We start from the raw sequence: 21,031 nt of genomic DNA, 5'->3' as shown, positions 1-21,031 counted from the left end.
CATGACCGGGCGGCAGGGCCGGCGGCCCGCTGGCACTTTCAGTGTGCCGTTCCCTTTGCGGGCCGGGTTAGGGCCTTAAGCCCCGCGGCTAGTAGCCTGTCGGCTCCGTCTCCAGCTCCGGCTCCCGGGGCGGCCCCTCATGGTGCACGGGCCGCAGCGCCGCGGTGTGTTCAAGCCAGATGAGGGCGTCGTAGCGCTCCCCCATCCGGGTCGGCACGTAGTTCCCCGCTTCCCGCTCCGGGTGGTAGACGACGCCGATGGCCCGGTGCCCGAGCCAGGTCGAAAGCCACGGCCCGCTCCTGTCGTCACCGAACTCCAGCACGGAGGGCACCCCGAGGGCCTGGTGCAGGAAGTCTTCGTGGCTGCCCGGGCGCGCCTCCGGCACGGTGAGGATGCGTTCCGGCCGGCCCCACGAGTCGGCGGCGATCACCGAGCCGCGGTGCCCCGCGAATCCGACCAGCAGCACCCCCTCGCCCGCATGGCGTTCCCGCAGGAGCTGCCCGACGTTGACCAGTCCGTCCTGCGCCATGTCGGTGGCCCGGGCATCCCCGACATGGGTGTTGTGTTCCCAGATCAGCCCCTTCGACGCCGGCCCGAGGTGCCGGCTCACCCGGTCGATGGTGTCGGCCATGTGATGGTCCCGGACGTTCCAGGACTGCCGGTCGCCACGGACCATGATGCGGTAGTAGTGCTCGGCGTTGGCGGCGACCTCGGCGTTCTGGACGGCGTCGAAAGCGTCCTCGTCGTGGGGCCCCGGGCTGAAGACCCGGTTCCTGACCTCGGTGAGGAGGGCCACGACGTCGGCCTCACAGGACTGCGGCACCAGCCGTGTGCTCCAGGCGTACTGGTGCGGGTCCTCGTGGTGCGGAAGGAAGCACTGCCAGGCGCGCATGGCCGCGGGCACGGCGTCGGGAACGTTCTCCTGCAGCCAGCCAATGATTTCACGCAGCGAATCCCAGAGCGAATAGACATCCAGCCCATAGAAGCCCACGCGCTTTTCCAGGGGGCGGCCGGCATTCCAGCCGCGCAGCCAGTCCAGGAAGGCCGCGACTTCCTCGTTGGCCCACATCCAGGTGGGCCACCGTTCGAAGCCTGCCAGCAGCGCGTGGACTCCCTGTTCCTTGCCGTCCTGGCCGCGGACCCACCGGTTGATGCGCCAGCAGTCGGGCCAGTCGCCTTCCACCCCGATCCAGTTGTACCCCTCTTCGGCGATGAGCCGCCGGCTGAGGGTGTCGCGCCAGGTGTAGAACTCGTGGGTGCCGTGGGAAGCTTCGCCGATCGCGACAAACCGGCAGTCGGCGGCGCGCTGTACCAGCCCGTCGAGGTCCCGGTCGCTTTTCAGCGGCCGGGCAAGATCATGGATTTCCCTCAGGACCGAGGTCCGGGTGACGGCGCCGGGGTTCACCGCGGATCCTCAATCCCGATCGTCTCCAGGTGTTCGGGCACCCTGGCCCGCCAGCCGAGCTCGCGTTTGATCCTGATGCGCAGGGCGTCGGACGCGTCGGGGTCGCCATGCGTGATGTAGGTCATACGGGGCTCCTTTGCTGCCGCTTTCATCCACGCGATGATGCCGTCGGCGTCGGCGTGCGCGGACAGGCTGTCCATCTGGATGACTTCGGCCCGCACCTTGACGTCTTCGCCGTAGATGCGCAGCTCGCGTTCGCCGGCGGCCAGGGTGGCGCCGCGCGTGCCGCCGGCCTGGTAGCCGCTGAGGATGATGGCGTTTTTCGGATCGGGTCCGTACGCCGCGACGTGGTGCAGGATCCGTCCGCCGGTGAGCATGCCGCTGGCCGAGATGATGATCATGGGGCCGCCGCGCAGATTCAGCAGTTTGGACTCGTCCACGGTGCGGGTGAGCTTGGCCAGCTTGTACATGTCCACGTACTCCTCCCGTTTGAGCCGGTGCTCTTCGGGGTGGCGCTGGTACATTTCGGAGGCGTCGATCGCCATGGGGCTGTTCAGGTACACCGGGATGCGCGGAATCGCGTTCCGGCGCAGCAGCCGGGACAGGTACAGCATGAGCGTCTCGGCGCGGCCGACGGCGAACGCGGCGAACATGAGGACCCCGCCGCGTTTCGCGACGCGGTTGACGATCTCGCCGAGCTGTTGCTCCGGGTTCTCCGTGGAGTGTTTCCGGTTGCCATAGGTTGATTCCGTCACCAGGATGGACGTGTCGCCCAGCGGCCGGGGCGGGTACATGAACGGGTCATCGGCCCGGCCCAGGTCTCCGGTGAAGTGCACGGATTGGGAGCCGAGCCGGACGTGGACCTGCGCGGCGCCGAGAATATGCCCGGCCGGCACGAACGTCAGTTCCAGGCCGCCGCCAAGGTCCAGGGGGTCATCGAATCCGCAAACCCTGAACCGGTTGAGCGAGGCCACGGCGTCGGCGGCCGTGTAGAGCGGCACGGCGGGATCGTGCACGGACGATCCGCGGTGGGAGGCATACCGGGCCTCCTCCTCCTGCAGGTGGCCGCTGTCCGGCAGGATCAGCTTGCAGAGGTCGGTGGTGCCGTCTGTGGCGTAGACGGGGCCGGCGAACCCGTCCCGGACCAGGGCCGGGACGTACCCGGTGTGGTCCAGGTGCGCGTGCGTCAGCACCACCGCGTCAACGGACCGCGGCGGCACCGGGAAGGGCGACCGGTTGCGCTCCCGGCTGCGCTTGTAGCCTTGGAAGAGGCCGCAGTCCACCAGCACACGCCTGCCGCCGGCCTCGATCAGGTAGCGGGACCCGGTCACGGTGTCCGTGGCACCCAAAAACGTCAAGCTCGGCTGCTGGTGTTTCATCGCGCTCCCGTGGACCTCTGCTGTACGCCCCAGCTTCCGCCCGGGTCCGCCGGCGGCCAAGGGCCTAAAGTCACGTCAGGGCGGGCACCGGACGTGGATGTGGCCGGCCGGAGCGTTCCCCTTGCTCCGGCCGGCCACGGGTGCGGTCAGTGCCCCAAACCTCAGTGCAATCCCTCAGTGCCCGGCATCGTGCGCGTGCCCGGCGCTTTCCTGCGGCGACGGTTCCGGTTCCGGTTCCGCCTCCAGTTCGGGTTCCTGGGACAGGTCCACGCCCTCGCCGGTGGTCGAGCGCGGCGCCAGCACGACGTCGGAAAGCTCTTTACCGGCGGCGCGGGCCATGCCGTTGCGGACAGCCTCCACCAACGCGTCGCTGAGCAGCGGCCCCGTGTAGTTGACCGTCAGGGCACCGCCGTCCAGGGCGGTGGCGTAGTTTCCGAGCGCATCCGAGAGGATGCCTTCCTCGGCAACCGCTGTCGCCACCGCTGCGGGGTCGGCCGCGGCCACGGTAAACCGGAGGTCGTGGACCAGGACGGTGTCCACGTGGACATGCTCCACGCCGGGATAGCTGCCGGCGGGACCGAAGGCGGCCCCGGCGAGCTTCTCCGCGTCGCCGTCGGTACTTCCGGGCGGGAGCGCCAGGATGAGCTCCGGAGAAATGTGTTCCAGGATGGCCGGGTCGAGGACGGCCGGGACGATGTCGGACAGAACGACGCCGGCAGCGGCCCCCGCCTGCTCGAGCCGCGCCCGGGTTGCGCCGGAATCGGCTCCTGGGGCGGGGTGAACGGCGATGACCGCCCGCCGCCGCACCATGAGCCCGTCGTGGCTCACGTCCGGGCGGCCGTTGCCGACGTCGGTCCCCGTCTCGAACGAGACGGGCGCGGCACTCGCGGTGGGAGGCGGCGGCACCGACGGTTGCGGCGGGCTGGGCGGCGCGCCCGTGCAGCCGCCCAGGGCCAGCACGAGCAGGGCCGCCGCGCCCGTTGCTCCAACGCGGCGCACGTCAGGTCCCCGCCGGGAAGCCGGGCCGGTACACCGGCGGAAACGCCCCAGGGGCCGTGGTGTCCAGGACCGGCGGGTCGGAGGTGATGGGATCATTGACACGAAGGTCGCCCACGGAGAACTGCACCATCATGTCGTGGTCCTCATGGACAAGGTTGTGGCAGTGGATCATGTACCGCCCCCCGCCGCCGGTCCCTGTGTCGAATTGCATGAGGGCGGTGATGGACTCGTTCTCGCCGGCGTAGAAGACATCCTTGGGGCCTTTCTCCCAGGCAAACGGCTGGCCCCCGTTGGTGTTTCTTGCGATGATCTTGGCGTCAATGAGGTGGATATGCACCGGATGGAACCATCCCCCGGACGCGTTGACGATGGTCCATTGCTCGATATCGAACGGCTGGGGGTTGCCGAACAGCTTGGTGAACCCGGACTTCTCCACGTCGGCCCACGTGACGCCGTTGACTGTCCACTGTCCGTTTGCCCGGAAGAATCTCATCTCGCGCTTCGCCTTGGCCATCGCCGGCGTGAGACTCATGGTGGCAATCCCGCCCCGGGCCGCGTTGACGGAACCGCCGTCGTCCAGGGTGGTGGGGATGCTGGCGATGGCACCGGCTCCCGAACCGGAGTCGGCGACCACCTGGAAGCGCATGATTTTGTTGGTGTTGGCGAAGTCGATGTTGTTCTTGTTGCTGAGGTTCCGCAGTTCGATCAATTGGCCCGTGCGGTACTTGCGGAAATCAATCAGGACCTCGTATCGCTCAGCCGTTCCCTGCCGCCAGGACTTCACGGCCTGGACGTTGGGAACCATGCCGGCGTCGGTGCCCACCACGTAAATGGGGTCTCCGGTGGACAGCGTGGGCCGGTAGGACCGTGAAATCGAGGCAATAAGCACCCGGAAGCGGTAAATCCGGGGCTTTACCTTCATGGTGGGCCACGGCACGCCGTTGACCATGATGATGTCGCCCCAAAGGCCCTTCCGGCCGTTGTCGTTATAAGCGAGCGAGCCGTCCGCGTTGAACATGGCATCAGAGATCATCAGCGGTACGTCGAATTCGCCCTGGGGCAACTGCGCGCGTTCATACTTGTCGGAGAGCGGATAGAAGCCCGCGAGGCCCGAGTACACGTTCTGGGCGGTGATGTGGTGCTTGTGGTCGTGGTACCACAAGGTCCGTGCTGTCTGGAAGTTGGGGTAGCGGTAGTTCTTGACGTTTCCCGGGACGGTAATGTCATTGGCGTACCCGTCGTACTGCGGCAGCGACGCCGAACCGTGCAGATGGGTGACGGTGTCGAAGGCCCCGGGCTGGAGAAGCCCGAGCGGGGGCAGTCCGTTACGGATCCGCACCTCGATCCGGGTGCCTTGGGTGGCGCGGATGGTGGGACCGGGAAAAATGCCGTTATAGCCCGCTACCGTGGTGTTCAGTCCCGGCACGAACTTGGCCTGGCCGAGCTTCTGTGTGAGGGCGTACTTGGCAAAGGGGCGGGCCGGGTCGCCGCCGTCGAACCCCGTTTGGTAAGGGACGAGTTCGGGCGGGCGGCGGAAGACGCCCGCGTAGGGAACGGGCATGTTTTGGGGTGCTAGAAGGCTGGCTGTGACCGGCAGCGTCGCCGGGGCTGTGGTGGCGCTTGTGGTCGGGATGTCGTCCTCGCCGCCCTTGAGTCCGGCAAGGCCAAAGGCGCCGACCGCGCCCAGTTTGAAGATTTCCCGTCGTGTAGTCATGGCCCCTCCAAGTGGGCAATAGAACTGAATACCGCGTCGAAAAGTGACTTTCGAACAAGTGAGGAAGCCGGCTGGCGGACCTTGGCGGCCCGCCAGCCGGCGTTCTCGAACTGCTGCTACAGTGCTGCTCCCGTGGTGAACGTCCATGTACGGGTGACCAGCGGGTTACCGGCCAGGTCACGGACCCCAGCCGTGCCACCGGTGATGGTGACCCGGTACCAAGTGTTCGCGAGCAGGCTGGCTCCAGGGTTGATCGTCAGCACCCTGGTGGTGGGGTTGAACGTGACCGCCGAGGAGATCAAGGCACCGTTGGAGACCTGATTGATCCTGACAGTGCCGCCCGCCGTGAAACCGGTGATGGCTTCACTGAACGTGGCGGTCACGTTGCTGTTTCGCAGCGCCCCTCTGGCTCCCGCGGCGGGAGTCGTGGAGGTGATAGTGGGCGCCGGTCCCGTCATGAACGTCCACGTGCTGGTCGCCATCGTGTTGCCCGCAAGGTCACGGATCCCCGACAGGGAAGCCGTGTACACGCGGTCTGACGTCAACGTGACGCTCGGGTTGAGGATCGCCACCCGGGTGAGCGGGTTGTAGGACACGACGGCGGGAATCAGCGCAGTGCCGAGCCGCAACTGGAATGTAGTTCCGTTCGCTCCCGTCACCGCCTCGCTGAACGTTGCCGTCACATTCGCGGTCTGATTCACGGAACGTTCCCCGGACGCGGGTGTCCGGGACGTCACGGTAGGAGCCACGAATTCTGTCCGGGGTGTCACCGCTGCGGTACGGGCCGAAAACGCGCCTGTTCCCCTTGCGTTGACGGCCGCGACGTCGAACGTGTACGCCGTTCCGTTGGTCAGACCCGTCACGACGGCGGTGCCGACGTTCCCGGTGACCGCCTGCGTCCGGGCCAGGACAGTCCCGGCAAAGGCCCGCACCGTGTAGCCGGTGATGGCGGATCCGCCATTGGTCGCCGGTGCGGTCCACTGCACTGTCGCCGACGCGTTACCGGCCGTGGCCGTCCCGATCGTCGGCGCTCCCGGTACGGTGGCCGGTGTCACCGCTGCGGTACGGGCCGAGAAGCCGCCCGTTCCCCGTGCGTTGACGGCCGCGACGTCGAACGTGTACGCCGTTCCGTTGGTCAGCCCGGTGACGACGGCGGTGCCGACGTTCCCGGTGACCGCCTGTGTGCGTGCCAGGACGGTCCCGGCAAAGGCCCGCACCGTGTATCCCGTGATGGCGGTACCGCCATTCGACGCCGGCGCGGTCCAGGTCAGGGTTGCCGAAGCGTTCCCGGCCGTGGCCGTTCCGATGGTGGGCGCTCCCGGTGCCGTCACTGCGGCCGGGGTCACCGTGTTGGAGGCTGCCGAGAACGGGCTGTCACCGAGGGCGTTGGTGGCCAGCACCTGGAAGGTGTACCGGGAGCCGTTCGTCAGGCCCGTGACCACCAGGCTGGTAGCACCGGCCGGGGCGGTGCGCAGGGCACCGACCTGGACGCCGGCGGCGTTCGTCGTCACGTCGAGCACCTTCACTGAGAAGGAGTCGGCAGTGCCAACGGTCGGAGCCGTCCAGGTGACTGTCGCCTGCGCGTCGCCTGCCGTTGCCGCGCCGATCACCGGCGCGTTGGGCAGGACGTTGTCGGAGAACTGCAGGAACTCGATGTTGCGGATCGTGTCCGTGCCATCAGCGCCCACATTGTCCACCACCGTAGTGGTCGAGCCTGCCGAACCCAGCGTGCCGTCGCCGCCCGTCGTCGTGACGGTGTAGTTGGCCCGCGGTCCGGAGAAGATGGCGACGTCCCGGTTGCCCGCGGTTTCCAGCGCAGTAGGCGTCACTATTTCGCGGACGGCCACCAGGTTGCCCGGATTGACGACCCCGGCCGCCACTGCAGCGGCCAGGGACAACGGGTTGCCCGTCTGGTACTGGCGCTCCATGAGGTCGGTGGTGCCGATCTCCGCGCCGGCATCATCCCGCACGCTGATGCGGATCTTCAGGTACCTGTCGCCGTCGATGACGTCGTTGCCGCCGCGGCCTTCGAGCTTGTCGCTGCCAAGGCCGCCGATGAGGATGTTGCCATCGCCCCAGACCGGACCGGTCAGCGGGCAGACGCCCATCGGGGAGAGTGCAGCCACAGGTGCCAGCGGAGTGCTCGGTGCCGGGAGGATGGCCCCCAGGCCGGCGATCCGGTTGATACCCGTCTGGTCGAGGACGTCGCAGCCACTGAAGCCTGCACCACCAACGGTGCTGGGCACTGCGTCGTCGCCCCGGATGACGTCGTCAAACTTGGAACCGGAGTTGGCTTCCACTTCCTGCCAGCGGTCGCGGTTGACCACCACAGGCAGCGGGACGCCGATGAGGTTGTTGTTGATCTTCATGTCGTCATCGGCCGCCACGGTGTCGTACTGGTGCGTAGCCCAGTCATAGCCGGCGGCACCGGCGTACCGGTCAATGGCGGCGTTGCTGGTCATGATGTCGTCGCCGCCTTCGGCGTCGTAGTCGTTTTCTCCGACCTGGCCGACGAAGATGTCGTTGCCGGGCTTCGTCTGCGCCGGGTCATCGAAGAACGGTGCGCCGTGGTCGCCGATCAGCAGGTCCTGGCCGGATCCGCCTTGGATCCAGTCGTCGCCGCCGTCGCCGAACGTGGCGTCCGCCCCGTCACCGGACTGGACGAAGTCGTTTCCTTCACCGGCGAACGTCTCGTTGTCGTTGGCGCCGCCGTTGGTGAAGTCCTGCCCGTCACCGCCCATGTTGATGTCATCGCCGATGCCGGAGTTCAGGTAGTCGTTGCCGGGGCCGCCCTTGAGGACGTCGGCGCCGGACAGATCGGTGATCCTGTCGTTGCCGTCGCCGCCAAGTGCGATGTCGTCGCCGCCGTTGCCTTCAATGACGTCGTTTCCTTCGTTGCCGAGGAACGTGTCGTTGTCGTTGCCGCCGGTGACGCGGTCAGCGTTGGCCGTGCCGTTGTAAACGGACTGGCCGTTGATGCCGCTGGGATCGACCGTGTTCTTCTCCATGTACTGGATGGTGCCGTCCGGCTTGCGCAGAAGCAGCAGGTTCTCCTGGCACTCGGTGGTGGCGTCGTCGGCGACCGTCGTTCCGGACGCCGCATAGCCTTCCGGAGTGCCGGCCAGGTTGCGCAGCTGGAACTTGCAGTCCGCCGTGGCGAACGCGTCCGCCTTGAGCGAGTGCGCGTTGGTGTTGCGCATGATCATCTCGGCGAACGAGTTGCTCTCCAGCTGCGCCCGCAGGTTCATGCCCGGCGTGCGCAGCAGGTAGTAGAAGCGGTCGCCGTTTTGCAGGTCGGTCAGCTGGTTCTCAAACACGTAGTTGAACGTGCTACCGAGGAGCCCGCCGAAGAGGTTCGTCTTCTCGGCCAGGCCGCCCACCCAGAGGTCAACTTTGTTCAGGCCGGTCTCCTGCGTCGCCCACAGTCCGGCGCTGTTCATGAAGTCCGTCATGTCGGCCGTGGGAGGGGTTGCGAGCGGCCCCGGATCAACGATCGCCTTGGCAGCCGCCCGCTTGCCCGCCAGCGTGGTTTCGGTGGTGATGGTCGGGTAGGTGCCGTAGGCCGCAACGAAGTTGATCAGCGATTCCGGGTGCTTGAGGTTTTGCCCGTAGTCAGCCCAGCTGGTGTAGGGGGCCAGCTGCGCGTCACCCGTGGCATTGTTGATCTGGCGCCGCAGCTCGTTGAGCGGCGGGACACCCTCGGACCGGGCCCGTGTCATGTTGATCGTCGCCAGGTCCAGCGGAAGCCCGAGCAGGTTGTTCCGCAGGGTGCCGGTCACGAACTCGTCGAGTTCGTTGCCCACCTGGTCGCTCATGCCCATCACGATGCTGCCGGCGGCGTCTTCCGAGGTCAGCGACCCTGCTGATCCGCCGTTGATGTACTCCGGCGGGTTCAGGAAGCCGTCAAGCAGGGAGATGGAGTTGTCGCTGCCGTCCGAGTTGGTCCGGGAGATCGTCTCGGTCAGCATCGAGTGCCCGAACCGGTACACCGCGTGGGCGAACTCCGCCTTCACGGCCGCGTTGAGGTCCGTGTGGTAGACGTGGAACGGCTGGACCGCAGGCTGGACCTTGCGCGCGAATTCTTCGAAGACCAGGTGCTGGTACTCCATTTCCGTCACGAACCGGGCCGCCTGGAACAGGCGCTCGCCGTTCCACCCGTTCGCACCGGCGGCCAGCTTCCACTCGGCCAGTGCGGCAACGCCGGTGGCTGAGGTGTCGTTGGTCAGGGTGTTCTGCATGTCGGCGACGAGGCGGTCATGTTCCGAGTGGAACACCTGGTGGATGGCGGTCAGGCCGATGTTCTCGTTGACCCGGCCGTCACCGGCGCAGAAGTGCGCGTTGAGCATCTCGTCGTCGTAGGTCCCGGCGGGCTGGTTCGCAAAGTCCGCCGACGCCGTGTTGTCCGCGTCCGGGGTGGGCGCTACCGGCGGGGTGGCAGGGTTGCGGTCCGTGTCCTGCGGCGAGGGATCGGCGTTGTGCGCGATGTCGGTCAGGAACGGGGTGTCGAAGTACCGGACGTTGGCCGGCACCGGCACCGGGTTGGCCGTATTGCCTTCGACCAGTCCGGTCTGGGTGACGTACTGCGGCAGTCCGCGGGCAGGGCCGGGGATGAACTTCCCGTACGGGTCCGCGGCAATCATGGGGATGTTGGTGACGTCCCTATCCTGCAGCCTGAGGCCCAGGAAGATCTCCGCCTGCAACTTCACGTCCTGCCAGGTGGCCATGCCGCCCGCGGTGGGGCCGGCGGGACCGCCCAGCAGCTTGCCGGTGGACACCGGCCGGCCGTCGGCGTTGTTGATGTACTCCCGGAGGAACACCTGATGGGACGGGTGGGACGTGTAGGTCTGGGACTGGTCAACGTAGGGCGAGTCCGTGTTGTTGGTTTCCTGCACGTCGTCCGCGGTCCCCAGCACACCGTCGGGGCCGGGCTGGTTCTGCCCGCGGGTCAGGACCATGAACGCGTTGGGGCTGTTGGGCGCCACTTCGTCACCGGTGCCGGCCTTGCCGTCGGGACCCACAGTGATCAGCGGGTCGTCGGCCTTGAGCGGAACGAACACTGAGCCGCCGCCCTTGACGGTCTGGTCCACGCCGTGGTCGAAGAACTGCCCGAACAGCGTGAACAGGGAGTTGTAGGGTGGGGAGAGGCCGACGTCGGTGGTGACGTTGGGGATGAACAGCGTGTCCCCGGTGGGAACACAGCCAGCCGGCACGCCAGCGACCGGCGGGTTTGCCAGCGGGTCGGGATCTGTGGTGCACGGGAAGAGCCCCGGGTTGCCCTGGGTCCGGACCGGGAATCCGGCAGCGGCCACGGCGGCCGGGTTCGTGGCGGCCTGGTCCACGATCAGGTTGCTGATCTGGCGGGGCTGGGCGTCGAACACGTTGCCCGACTTCTGTTGGTAGGACGACGTGCCGGCCGGGCCGAAGCCGGCCGGCACGGAATCCGCTGTCGCGAACGACGGCGTCGTTAAACGCGGAAACACCTGGTCAGCGGCCCCGTAAGTTTCGCGGCCGGCAAGCAGGTTGTTGCACGAGCCGTCAACGGTGCGGAGGCCGTAGGAAGTGAGCGCGTCGGGGATCTGGTTGGGGCCGCGCCCGACGAGTGCCCCGCAGGGGCCGGTGGCCGACGTCGTGTTGGCGACGTGCGCCTCGGCGATCTTGATCTGTTTGAGGATGTAGGCCAGGTCGGCCGGGGTGACTGTGAAGCCTGCACCGACGGGAGCCGGGGCGGCGTGGGCGCCAAGCGCCGCGGTGGTGAGCCCGATGAAACTGAGCAGGGTCATCGCTGTCCCTGCGGCAACTGCGCGGGTGGGTCGACTGAAGACACGTCTTTGGCCGTCGACCTTCCTGCATGTGAACAAATTCATTGCACACCTGCCTCTTGGAGTGAGTGATGGACAAAGAGTGCTGGGTTCCTCCTTGGGGAAAGCTGGGAATTCCCCCTGAGTTTTTAACCGGACCGCGGTCCGTCGATTTTGGCAGCTCCCGACCACCCGGATTCGGGGCATCGGGTACCCGGGCTGGCGCCGTGAACTACTCGTGCCGGCTCCGCGGGCGCCAATCCGGCTTACGCGGGCCGACCACTGCAGGGGATGCGCCGGCAGGTAACGGGCAGGTAACGGCTACCCCTGTGGAACTCGTTTTTTTAGCGCCCGCTACTTGCAGCCGGCATGCAGGAAGTTCCCGGCGTACATTGCGCGTGCGTCCGGGCGGTGCAAGGTTCCGGCAGCGGCGGCCGGCGGATCGCTTGCGGCGCTCCGGGTCAGCTGATAGGCCTGACGGTAGGGTGCATAGTGGCAGAGCGGCATACGGCCCTGTCCGGACAGTGTTGGCAGAAGGGAAGTTCACGTGACTCGCAAGACCCCTCACATTGAGGAACCGTCCGAGAAGGAGCTTGAGGTCGGGAACGGCCCGAAGAGCTGGGCTGCCGGCGTCCCGGGCGTGTATCACTCCATGAAGCCGGCCATCGAGCAGATGGGGCTGAACAGGACCCGCAAGACCGTCATGGCCATGAACCAGAAGGACGGCTTCGACTGCCCGAGTTGCGCGTGGCCGGATCCGCACCACCGGAAGGCGTTTGAGTTCTGTGAGAACGGCGCCAAAGCAGTCACCTGGGAAGCGACCCCCGTGCTGGTTCCCGGAACTTTCTGGGCCGAGCACCCGGTCAGCGAGCTGCGCGGCCGCACCGAGTACTGGCTGGGCATGCAGGGGCGCTTGACCGAGCCCGTGTACAAGCCGGCCGGCGAGGACCACTACAAGCCGGTGAGCTGGGACGAGGCCCTCCGGATCCTGGCCGACAAGCTCAAGGGCCTGGACTCCCCCGACCATGCGGCGTTCTACACGAGCGGGCGGACCTCGAATGAGGCGGCCTTCCTCTACCAGTTGCTGGTCCGCGGCTACGGGACCAACAACCTGCCGGACTGTTCGAACATGTGCCACGAGTCCTCGGGCTGGGGCCTGGGCCAGACCATCGGCATCGGCAAGGCAACCGTGAACTTTGACGACTACGCCGACGCTGACCTGATCATCATCATGGGCCAGAACCCCGGGACGAACCACCCCCGGATGATGACAGAACTCGAGGCCTGCAAGCGCAACGGAGGCGAGATCGTCGCCGTCAATCCCCTCCCCGAGGCCGGGCTGCGGCGGTACAAGAACCCGCAGCAGGTCAACGGCGTGATCGGCCACGGCGTCCAGATCGCGGACCAGTTCCTGCAGATCCGGATCGGCGGCGACATGGCACTGCTGCAGGCCGTATCCAAGCGCATCCTCGAGGCCGAGGCAAAGAACCCCGGAACGGTCCTGGACCACGCGTTCCTCGCTGAACACTGCGAAGGACTCGACGAGCTCAGGGAGCACCTGGCCCTGCTGGATGAGCGCGCCGTCCTGGAAGCCACGGGCCTGCGCAGCGAGGACATCGACGAACTCGCTGCCCGCTACCTTAAAGCGGAGAAAGTCATCATCACCTGGGCGATGGGCATCACGCAGCAGAAAAAGGGCGTGGCCACGATCAAGGAGATCATCAACCTCCTCCTGCTCCGCGGCAACATCGGCAAGCCCGGCGCCGGCGCCTCGCCGATCCGCGGGCACAGCAACGTGCAGGGCGACCGCACCATGGGCATCTGGGAGCAAATGCCGCAGTCCTTCATGGACGCCCTCGGCAAGGAGTTTGACTTCGAGCCGCCCCGCGAGCACGGCACGGATGCCGTGGAGACCGTCAACAAGATGCGCGACGGCGGCATCAAAGTTTTCGTGGCCCTCGGCGGCAACTTTGTCGGCGCCATCTCGGACACCAACGCGGCCGAGGCCGCCATGGGCAACACCGAGATGACGGTCCAGATCTCCACGAAGCTTAACCGCTCGCACACAGTCACCGGCCGCGAGGCCCTCATCCTCCCCACGATGGGCCGGACCGAGATTGACATCCAGGAATCCGGGCCGCAGTTCGTCTCCGTGGAGGACACCGTCTGCGCCGTGCACCCGTCCTGGGGCAGTGTCGAGCCTGTCTCGCACCAGCTGCTCTCGGAACCGGCCATCCTGAGCCGGCTGGGCAAACTCCTGGTCGGTGACAGGATCAGGGCCGACTGGGACGGCTTCGAAAAGAACTATGACCTCATCCGTGAGCACATTTCCCATGTGGTGGGCGGGTGCGAGGACTACAACGAACGGATCCGGCAGGAGGGCGGGTTCATCCTGGCCAACGGTCCCCGCGACTCCCGCACATTCCCGACGCCCACCGGCAAGGCCGTCCTCACCGTCAACGAGCTCGAACCTGTCGAACGCCCGGCAGGCACCCTGATCCTGCAGAGCATGCGCTCCCACGACCAGTTCAACACGACGATCTATTCGCACAACGACCGCTACCGGGGCATCAAGAAGGGCCGGCACGTGGTGTTCGTAAACCCGGACGACCTCGCCGAACTCGGCCTCGCCGACGGGCAGTTCGTGGACATCCGCGGCGTGCACGACGACGGCGAGGAGCGCGTGGTCCGCAGGTTCCGCGTGGTCTCCTATCCCACCGCCCGCGGCTGCGCTGCCGCATACTACCCCGAGGCCAACGTGCTCGTGCCGTTGAACCACACGGCCGAGGGCAGCAACACCCCGGTGTCGAAGGCGGTCATCGTCCGCCTGGAGCCGAGCCCGGACCAGGCGCCCGAGCCCGCGAGGGAAGTAGCCGCCGGGACCGCCGCCCCCTAGCGGCACTGCTCCCCGCCTAGATGGCCGGGGCCACGGGACATGCCCTCCTTTGGCCCCGGCCACTGGACATGCTCCCCGGCCGCCCCCGCCCCCACGGGACATGCCCTCCCTTGGCCCCGGCCACTGGACATAGACCCACTATGCCCGTCCTTGGTGCCCAAGAATGAGCATGTCCCCCCGGGCCGGGGTGTCCCGCCCCGAAGAATGAGCATGTCCCACGGGACGGGGTGTCCCGCCCCGAAGAATGAGCATGTCCCACGGGACGGGGTCCCTGCCGGGTACGGCGCACCCAGGAACCACGGCGCACCAATAAACCCGGCCCACCAGTAGACCCTGGCACGGTGCTAGTGGAGCGGCACGGCTACTGGGCCCGTTTGGTCCAGCCTTCCTCGTCGGGACCGCCGGCCTCACCGTGTTCGCAGAGCTCAATGACCTTGTTCGACGCCGCGTGCACGGCCTCCTGCGTGCCCTTGCGGCCGTGGGTGGACGCGGTGCCGGCCGCGTAGCCGACGATGAAGGCGCTGATGGCATCGGCGTGCGGGCCGACGGCCTTAACGGATTCGTCCGCGACCTGGACGATCTTTTCGTGGTCGACTTCCAGGTCAAGGATTTGCAGGGCCTGGATGAGCCGGCTGCTCCAGTGCCGCAGCGAGCTGTCTTCGTCCCGGGACAACGTCATAACTACTCCTTCTCACGGTGGTGAACGGATCGTCTAACCCTCAAGGGGTAGCACCCGCCCCGGCGTAGTGCAACGCGACACAGCGGCAGCGGGGCCGGGCCCGCGGATTCGGAAGGTACCCGGGGGAGGAATCGGAGCCAGGTGCCTTAGCTCCAGAGCGCCACGTGGAACTTGGATCCGCGGCGCTCCAGTCCGCGGGATCCGCCGGGGGCGACCATGGCCGCGGTGGCGTCGGCCGTGCCGGCGAACTTCTGCAGGGTCAGCGCCATGGAGGTGGCGCGGCGGCGGTCCAGGGTGCTGGCCCACCAGAGGCCGGCGATCGGCGTCCCGACCACCGGCACCCGCACCAGGGAGCCGCTGCGGAGTTCAGCAGCGACGATGTGCCCGAGCGCCAGCATCGTTCCCTCCCCCGCGCGGACAGCGGCTAGGGCCTCCGTCTCGCTGCTGAGCTGGACGATCTCCGGCGCAACCCCTTGGGAAGCCAGCCATCGCCCTTCCTCGCTGGCCTCCTGGACTCCCGCCGGGCCGGCGAACCACGGCCGGCCGAGCAGGTCGGCCAGCCGCACCGGCCCGTGGAGGGCGGCGAGGGAATGTCCCGCGGCGACCACGAAGATCCGCTGGTACCGCAGGAACGGCACGGAGTCGAGGCCGACGTCGGCGGCGACTTTGGGGGCAGTGCCGTTGGCGGCCGCGCCGTTGGGGACGGCGGGCCGGGCTCCGAGGGCGATGTCATAGACACGCTCCAGCAACAGCGAGGCAATGTCCTCGGCTTCCTCCACCACGACATCGACGGAGGCGCCGGGAACCCGCCGGGTGAACAGGTCCAGCAGCCGGCCGGCGGCGTGTTCCGCGAACGGTGCCGTCGCCACGATTTTCAATCGCCCCGTCTCGGTCTGGGCGTGCGCCACTTCCCACCGGGCTTTGTCCGCCAGGCCCACGATGTCCTGGGCGTATTCGGCGAGCGCCCGGCCGCCGGGGGTTAGCGCGATGCCGCCGTGGGCGCGCACAAAGAGGGGGTCGCCGAGGTCCTGCCTGAGGGCGGCGAGCGCCGTCGACACGGCGGGTTCGCTGACTCCCAACTGGGCCGCGGCGGCGTGCAGCGATCCCAGTTTGGCCACCAGGGCGAACGTCCGCAACTGTCCCAATGTCATCGCCACGGCTTCATAACCTTTCGCTTATGACGATATTGACATCCCACTTAGGCCGGGGCAAGACTGGCCTCAATCCGGCGCCAGAGACCTGTTCCAGCACGCCGCCGGCTGTTCGGAGTGAGGTAGGGACTATGCAGATTCCGGCTCCATTTGACTATGTGCGCGCCACGACCGTGGAGGACGCCCTGGAACTTCTCGCCCGGTACGGCCCGGAATCCCGGGTCGTGGCCGGCGGCCACAGCCTCCTGCCAATGATGAAGCTTCGCCTGGCCAGGCCGGAATGGCTGATCGACATCAATGACCTCTACGAGCTGGACTTCATTCTCCGTGACGGCAACAAGCTGAGGGTGGGCGCCATGACGCGCCACACCACCTTGCTGGAATCGGAGGAGGTCGCCGCGCTCTTCCCGATCGTGCGGGACGCCGAGACCGTGATCGCCGACCCCGTGGTCCGCAACCGCGGCACGATCGGCGGTTCACTCTGCCAGGCCGATCCCGCCGAGGACCTCTCCACCGTCTGCGACGTCCTGGGCGCCGAGGCAGTGATCCGCGGGCCGGGCGGCGAGCGCGTCCTGCCCCTGGCCGAATTCCACATCGGGCCCTACCAGACCGCCGTCGCGCCGGACGAACTGCTCTGCGAGGTGCGGTTCCCCATCCGGCCCCGCTCAAGCAGCGCCTACGAGAAGGTCGAACGCCGGGCCGGCGACTGGGCGGTCGGTGCCGCCGGTGCCGCCGTCGTCCTCGCTGCGGACGGGACGGTGGACGACGCCGCCGTCGGGCTCACAGCGCTGGGCCTGGACCACACGGCGGAGGAGGCCGCTGCCGTGCTGCGCGGCCGGCGCCCTGCCGAGGAACTGTTCGCGGAGGCCGGCCGGCTGGCCGCCGCGGCCTGCGACCCGGTGCAGGACCAGCGCGGCCCGGTCGACTACAAACGGCATCTCGCCGATGAACTCACCCGGCGGGTACTGCGGCGGGCCTGTGCCCGCGCCGCCCAGATGCAGGAAGGCTGAACCCGATGCAGATCAGCATGACCGTCAACGGCAGCGACGTCACGAGCGAGATTGAGCCGCGCGTGCTGCTGGTCCATTACCTCCGTGAGGTCCTGGGCCTCACCGGCACCCACTGGGGCTGTGACACCAGCAACTGCGGCACATGCGTGGTCCTGATGGACGGGCAGCCGGTGAAGTCCTGCACGGTCCTGGCTGCCATGGCCGCGGGGCACGACATCCGCACCGTCGAGGGGCTGGCCGCCGGCGGCACCCTGGACCCCGTCCAGCAGGGCTTCATGGAGGAGCACGGCCTGCAGTGCGGGTTCTGCACCCCGGGGATGATGCTGACGGCGCGGGCCTTGCTGGACAAGAACCCGCACCCGGACGACGCCGAGATCCGCCAAGCGATTTCCGGCCAGATCTGCCGGTGTACCGGGTACGCAACGATTGTCCGTTCGGTGCAGTGGGCCGCGGCCCATCCTGCCGGCGCCGGGCCGGCCGGGGCGGCTGCGGCGGACGAGGTCCTGGACGGTACGGATAGCGCCGTCCCGGATGTCGCAGCAGAGGCAACGCAGACACAGAACTCAGAGGTGAAGGCATGACCGTCATCCACGACCGGCCGTCCAACCCGGCTGCCGGCGACGAGGACCGCCCGATCGGCTACGGCCGCATCCAGCGCAAGGAAGACCCGCGCTTCGTGCGCGGCAAGGGCCACTACGTGGACGACATCGTGCTGCCGGGAATGCTGCACGGCGCCATCCTGCGCGCCCCGGTGGCGCACGCGAGGCTGGTCTCGATCGACACCACCAACGCCCTGGCCCACCCGAAGGTGGTCGCCGTCATCACGGGCAAGGACCTGCTGGGGCTTAAGCTCGCGTGGGCGCCGACACTGTCCGCGGATGTGCAGGCCGTCCTGGTCACCGACAAGGTCCGCTTCCAGGGCCAGGAGGTCGCGTTCGTCGTCGCCGAGGACCGCTACGCCGCCCGGGACGCCCTGGAGCTGATCGACGTCGAATACGACATCCTGCCCCCGCTGGTGGATGCCCGGAAGGCGCTCGACCCGGACGCCCCCGTAATCCGCGACGAGATCGAAGGCCGGACCGACAACCGGATCTTCGACTGGGAGATGGGCGACAAAGCCGAAACCGACGCCGTGTTCGCCTCCGCGGACGTGGTGGTGAGCCAGGAGGTCGTCTACCCGCGGGTCCACCCGGCACCGATGGAGACGTGCGGCGCTGTCGCCGACTTCGACGCCGTCAACGGCAAGCTGACCCTCTACGAGACCACCCAGGCCCCGCACGCGCACCGGACCCTGTTCGCGATCGTCGCCGGCATCCCGGAGCACAAGATCCGGATCGTCTCCCCCGATATCGGCGGCGGCTTCGGAAACAAGGTCGGGATCTACCCCGGCTACATCCTCGCCGTCGTCGGCTCCATTGTCTCCGGACGCCCGGTCAAGTGGATGGAGGACCGTTCGGAGAACCTGATGTCGACCTCGTTCGCGCGGGACTACATCATGCAGGGCGAGATCGCCGCCACGAAGGACGGCAGGATCCTGGCGCTCCGCACCCACGTGCTGGCCGACCACGGCGCGTTCAACGCCACCGCCCAGCCCACCAAGAACCCTGCAGGCTTCTTCTCCATCTTCACCGGCAGCTACGACCTCAAGGCCGCCCACTGCTCTGTCACCGGCGTCTACACGAACAAGGCCCCCGGCGGGGTGGCCTATGCGTGCTCGTTCCGCGTCACCGAGGCCGTGTACCTCGTCGAGCGGATGGTGGACGTCCTGGCCCGGAAACTGGACATGGACCCGGCGGAGCTGCGGCTGAAGAACTTCATCAGGCCGGAGCAATTCCCCTACGCCAACAAGACCGGCTGGGTCTACGATTCCGGCAACTATGAGGACGCCATGCGGCTGTCCATGCGGCTGGCCGGGTACGAGGACCTGCGGCGCGAGCAGGCCGAAAAGCGCGAGCGCGGCGAACTCATGGGCATCGGGGTCTCCTTCTTCACGGAAGTCGTCGGGGCAGGCCCGCGGAAGCACTTCGACATCGTGGGCTTGGGCATGGCCGACGGCGCCGAACTGCGCGTCCACCCCACTGGCAAGGCCGTGGTGCGCCTCTCGGTGCAGAGCCAGGGCCAGGGCCACGAGACCACGTTCGCACAGATCGTGGCCGAGGAGCTCGGCATCCCGCCGGAGGACATCGACGTGGTGCACGGGGACACGGACCAGACCCCGTTCGGGCTGGGCACCTATGGCAGCCGGTCGACGCCGGTGAGCGGCGGCGCCGTTGCCCTTGTCGCCCGCAAGGTGCGGGAGAAGGCGAAGCTGATCGCCGGGGCCATGCTGGAGACCCGCCCGGAAGACCTGGAATGGGAGAAGGGCCGCTGGTTCGTCAAGGGCGATCCCAGCGTCGGGAAGACCATCGCCGAGATCGCCATGGGCGCCCACGGCACGGTCGCCCTGCCTGAGGGGGTGGATGGAAACCTCGACGCGGAGGTGACCTACGACCCGCCGAACCTCACCTTCCCGTTCGGCGCCTACATCTGCGTGGTCGACGTCGATCCCGGCACAGGGCACGTCAAGGTGCGGCGCTTCATCGCCGTCGATGACTGCGGCACCAGGATCAACCCGATGATCATCGAAGGCCAGGTCCACGGCGGACTGACCGACGGCGTCGGCATGGCCCTGATGGAGATCATCGAATTCGACGAGGCCGGCAACTGCCTGGGCGGGTCGTTCATGGACTACCTGATCCCGACGGCCCTGGAGGTCCCGGACTGGGAGACCGGGTTCACTGTCACCCCGTCACCGCACCACCCGATCGGGGCGAAGGGCATAGGCGAGTCCGCCACGGTGGGCTCCCCGCCGGCGGTCGTGAACGCGGTGGTGGATGCCCTGGCGCCGTTCGGTGTCACACACATGGACATGCCCTGCACGCCGGCCCGGGTCTGGGCCGCGATGCAGGGCCACGCAAGGCCGCCGATCTGACATGCCCACCGCCGCAGAGTCCCTGGCCGCCAGGGCGGATGAACTCGCCGGCCGCCGTGAGCCCTACGTCCTCGCCACGGTGGTCCGCGCCCAGCGCCCCACCAGCGCCCACGCCGGGGACACGGCCCTGGTGTTGCCCAGCGGGGAGATCCAGGGCTTCGTTGGCGGGAATTGTGTGGAGGCCTCGGTCCGGGAGTACAGCCTGCACGTCCTGGCTGCCCAGGAGCCGCTGCTGCTGCGGGTGCTGCCGGGCGAACCGTCGCGCGCCGCCGAGGAAGGCGCGGTGGAAGTCTCCAACCCGTGCCTCAGCGGCGGGGCGATCGAGATCTTCCTCCAGCCGCGCATCCCGGCGCCCCGGGTCCTGGTGGTCGGCACGACGCCGGTGGCCCAGGCCCTCGCGACGCTCGGCTCCGGGGTGGGATTCGACGTCGAACTCACCGACGGCGAATCCGCCGACCCCCGCGGCGGGGACGCGGCCCTGATTGTCGCCTCCCACGGAAAGGCCGAGGAAGGCGCCCTCGAGGCGGCCCTCCGCGCCGGGGTGCCGTACGTCGCCCTGGTGGCCAGCGGAACCCGCGGCGCCGCCGTGCTCGACTCCCTCGACGTCGACGCCGCCTCGCGCTCGCGGGTCTTCACCCCCGCCGGGCTGCGGCTCGGCGCCCGGACGCCCGGGGAAATCGCGCTCTCGATCCTCGCCCAGCTGATCGGGGAACGGTCCAAGGCGCGGGCCCGCACCAGCGGGATCCCGGAGCCGGCCGTCCCGCAGCCGGTCACGGCAGCCGCCACCGCACCGGCCACGGCGGTGGACCCCGTGTGCGGCATGTCGGTGCCCGTTGCCGAATCGTCCCTGCACCTGGAGCACAACGGCGTCACCGTGTACTTCTGCTCACCCGGTTGCCGGGCCGCCTTCCGCAAGGATCCGGAGCGCTATGCCGTCAGCATCTGAGACGTCCCTCATCCCTGGCCCGGTCCCTGAAGACGTGGACACCGTGGACGACTACCGGCGCCTGCCCGCCGGGCTGCAGGAGT

The 21,031-nt window shown here is 68.0% G+C and carries 12 protein-coding genes; 5 read left to right on the top strand and 7 right to left on the bottom strand.

Annotation, left to right across the window (positions count from 1 at the left end):
* Window positions 1–88 precede the first annotated feature (88 nt).
* From CFN17_RS16500 to CFN17_RS16480, 5 genes are all read right to left on the bottom strand, one after another.
* Window positions 89–1,405 carry an erythromycin esterase family protein gene (locus CFN17_RS16500; protein WP_208748812.1) on the bottom strand — a complete coding sequence of 439 codons (1,317 nt, stop codon included), beginning with the start codon at window positions 1,403–1,405 and terminating at the stop codon, window positions 89–91.
* Window positions 1,402–2,784 carry an MBL fold metallo-hydrolase RNA specificity domain-containing protein gene (locus CFN17_RS16495; RefSeq protein ID WP_208748811.1) on the bottom strand — a complete coding sequence of 461 codons (1,383 nt, stop codon included), beginning with the start codon at window positions 2,782–2,784 and terminating at the stop codon, window positions 1,402–1,404. The genes CFN17_RS16500 and CFN17_RS16495 overlap by 4 nt, the downstream gene beginning before the upstream one ends.
* 174 nt (window positions 2,785–2,958) lie before the next feature.
* Window positions 2,959–3,783, bottom strand: coding sequence for a hypothetical protein (locus CFN17_RS16490; protein WP_208748810.1), 825 nt, complete (start codon window positions 3,781–3,783; stop codon window positions 2,959–2,961).
* A gap of 1 nt (window position 3,784) precedes the next feature.
* The gene (locus tag CFN17_RS16485) at window positions 3,785–5,497 is read right to left on the bottom strand and encodes a multicopper oxidase family protein (protein ID WP_261792240.1); all 1,713 of its coding nucleotides are present in this window, start codon (window positions 5,495–5,497) and stop codon (window positions 3,785–3,787) included.
* Between the two features lie 116 nt (window positions 5,498–5,613).
* Window positions 5,614–11,277: a peroxidase family protein gene (locus CFN17_RS16480; RefSeq protein ID WP_261792239.1), complete on the bottom strand. Its 5,664-nt coding sequence runs from the start codon at window positions 11,275–11,277 to the stop codon at window positions 5,614–5,616.
* A 565-nt stretch (window positions 11,278–11,842) separates the two neighbouring features.
* Between CFN17_RS16480 and CFN17_RS16475 the strand changes: the two genes are divergently transcribed.
* Window positions 11,843–14,191, top strand: a complete 2,349-nt coding sequence (locus CFN17_RS16475) for an FdhF/YdeP family oxidoreductase (protein ID WP_208748808.1) — start codon at window positions 11,843–11,845, stop codon at window positions 14,189–14,191.
* Between the two features lie 361 nt (window positions 14,192–14,552).
* Here CFN17_RS16475 and CFN17_RS16470 read toward each other — a convergent pair whose 3' ends face one another.
* Window positions 14,553–14,870 (bottom strand): DUF6457 domain-containing protein, encoded by a 318-nt coding sequence (locus CFN17_RS16470; protein WP_208748807.1) that lies wholly within the window; start codon window positions 14,868–14,870, stop codon window positions 14,553–14,555.
* 146 nt (window positions 14,871–15,016) lie between these two features.
* Complete coding sequence (locus CFN17_RS16465; RefSeq protein WP_208751544.1) at window positions 15,017–16,021, bottom strand: LysR family transcriptional regulator; 1,005 nt, start codon at window positions 16,019–16,021, stop codon at window positions 15,017–15,019.
* A gap of 131 nt (window positions 16,022–16,152) precedes the next feature.
* On the opposite strand from CFN17_RS16465, the gene CFN17_RS16460 reads away from it, so the two are divergent.
* From CFN17_RS16460 to CFN17_RS16445, 4 genes are read left to right on the top strand one after another with little or no spacing between them, the layout of a single operon-like run.
* Window positions 16,153–17,031, top strand: a complete 879-nt coding sequence (locus tag CFN17_RS16460) for a xanthine dehydrogenase family protein subunit M (protein ID WP_208748806.1) — start codon at window positions 16,153–16,155, stop codon at window positions 17,029–17,031.
* A 5-nt stretch (window positions 17,032–17,036) separates the two neighbouring features.
* Complete coding sequence (locus CFN17_RS16455; protein WP_208748805.1) at window positions 17,037–17,612, top strand: (2Fe-2S)-binding protein; 576 nt, start codon at window positions 17,037–17,039, stop codon at window positions 17,610–17,612.
* Window positions 17,609–20,002 carry an aerobic carbon-monoxide dehydrogenase large subunit gene (locus CFN17_RS16450; RefSeq protein WP_208748804.1) on the top strand — a complete coding sequence of 798 codons (2,394 nt, stop codon included), beginning with the start codon at window positions 17,609–17,611 and terminating at the stop codon, window positions 20,000–20,002. The genes CFN17_RS16455 and CFN17_RS16450 overlap by 4 nt, the downstream gene beginning before the upstream one ends.
* A gap of 1 nt (window position 20,003) precedes the next feature.
* Entirely contained in the window at window positions 20,004–20,948 is a 945-nt protein-coding gene (locus CFN17_RS16445; protein ID WP_208748803.1) for an XdhC family protein, read from the top strand.
* The last annotated feature ends 83 nt before the right edge of the window (window positions 20,949–21,031 follow it).

It is taken from the genome of Arthrobacter sp. PM3 (assembly GCF_003352915.1).
Taxonomy (GTDB): domain Bacteria; phylum Actinomycetota; class Actinomycetes; order Actinomycetales; family Micrococcaceae; genus Arthrobacter.
This window is presented reverse-complemented; position numbering and strand designations above follow the sequence as displayed.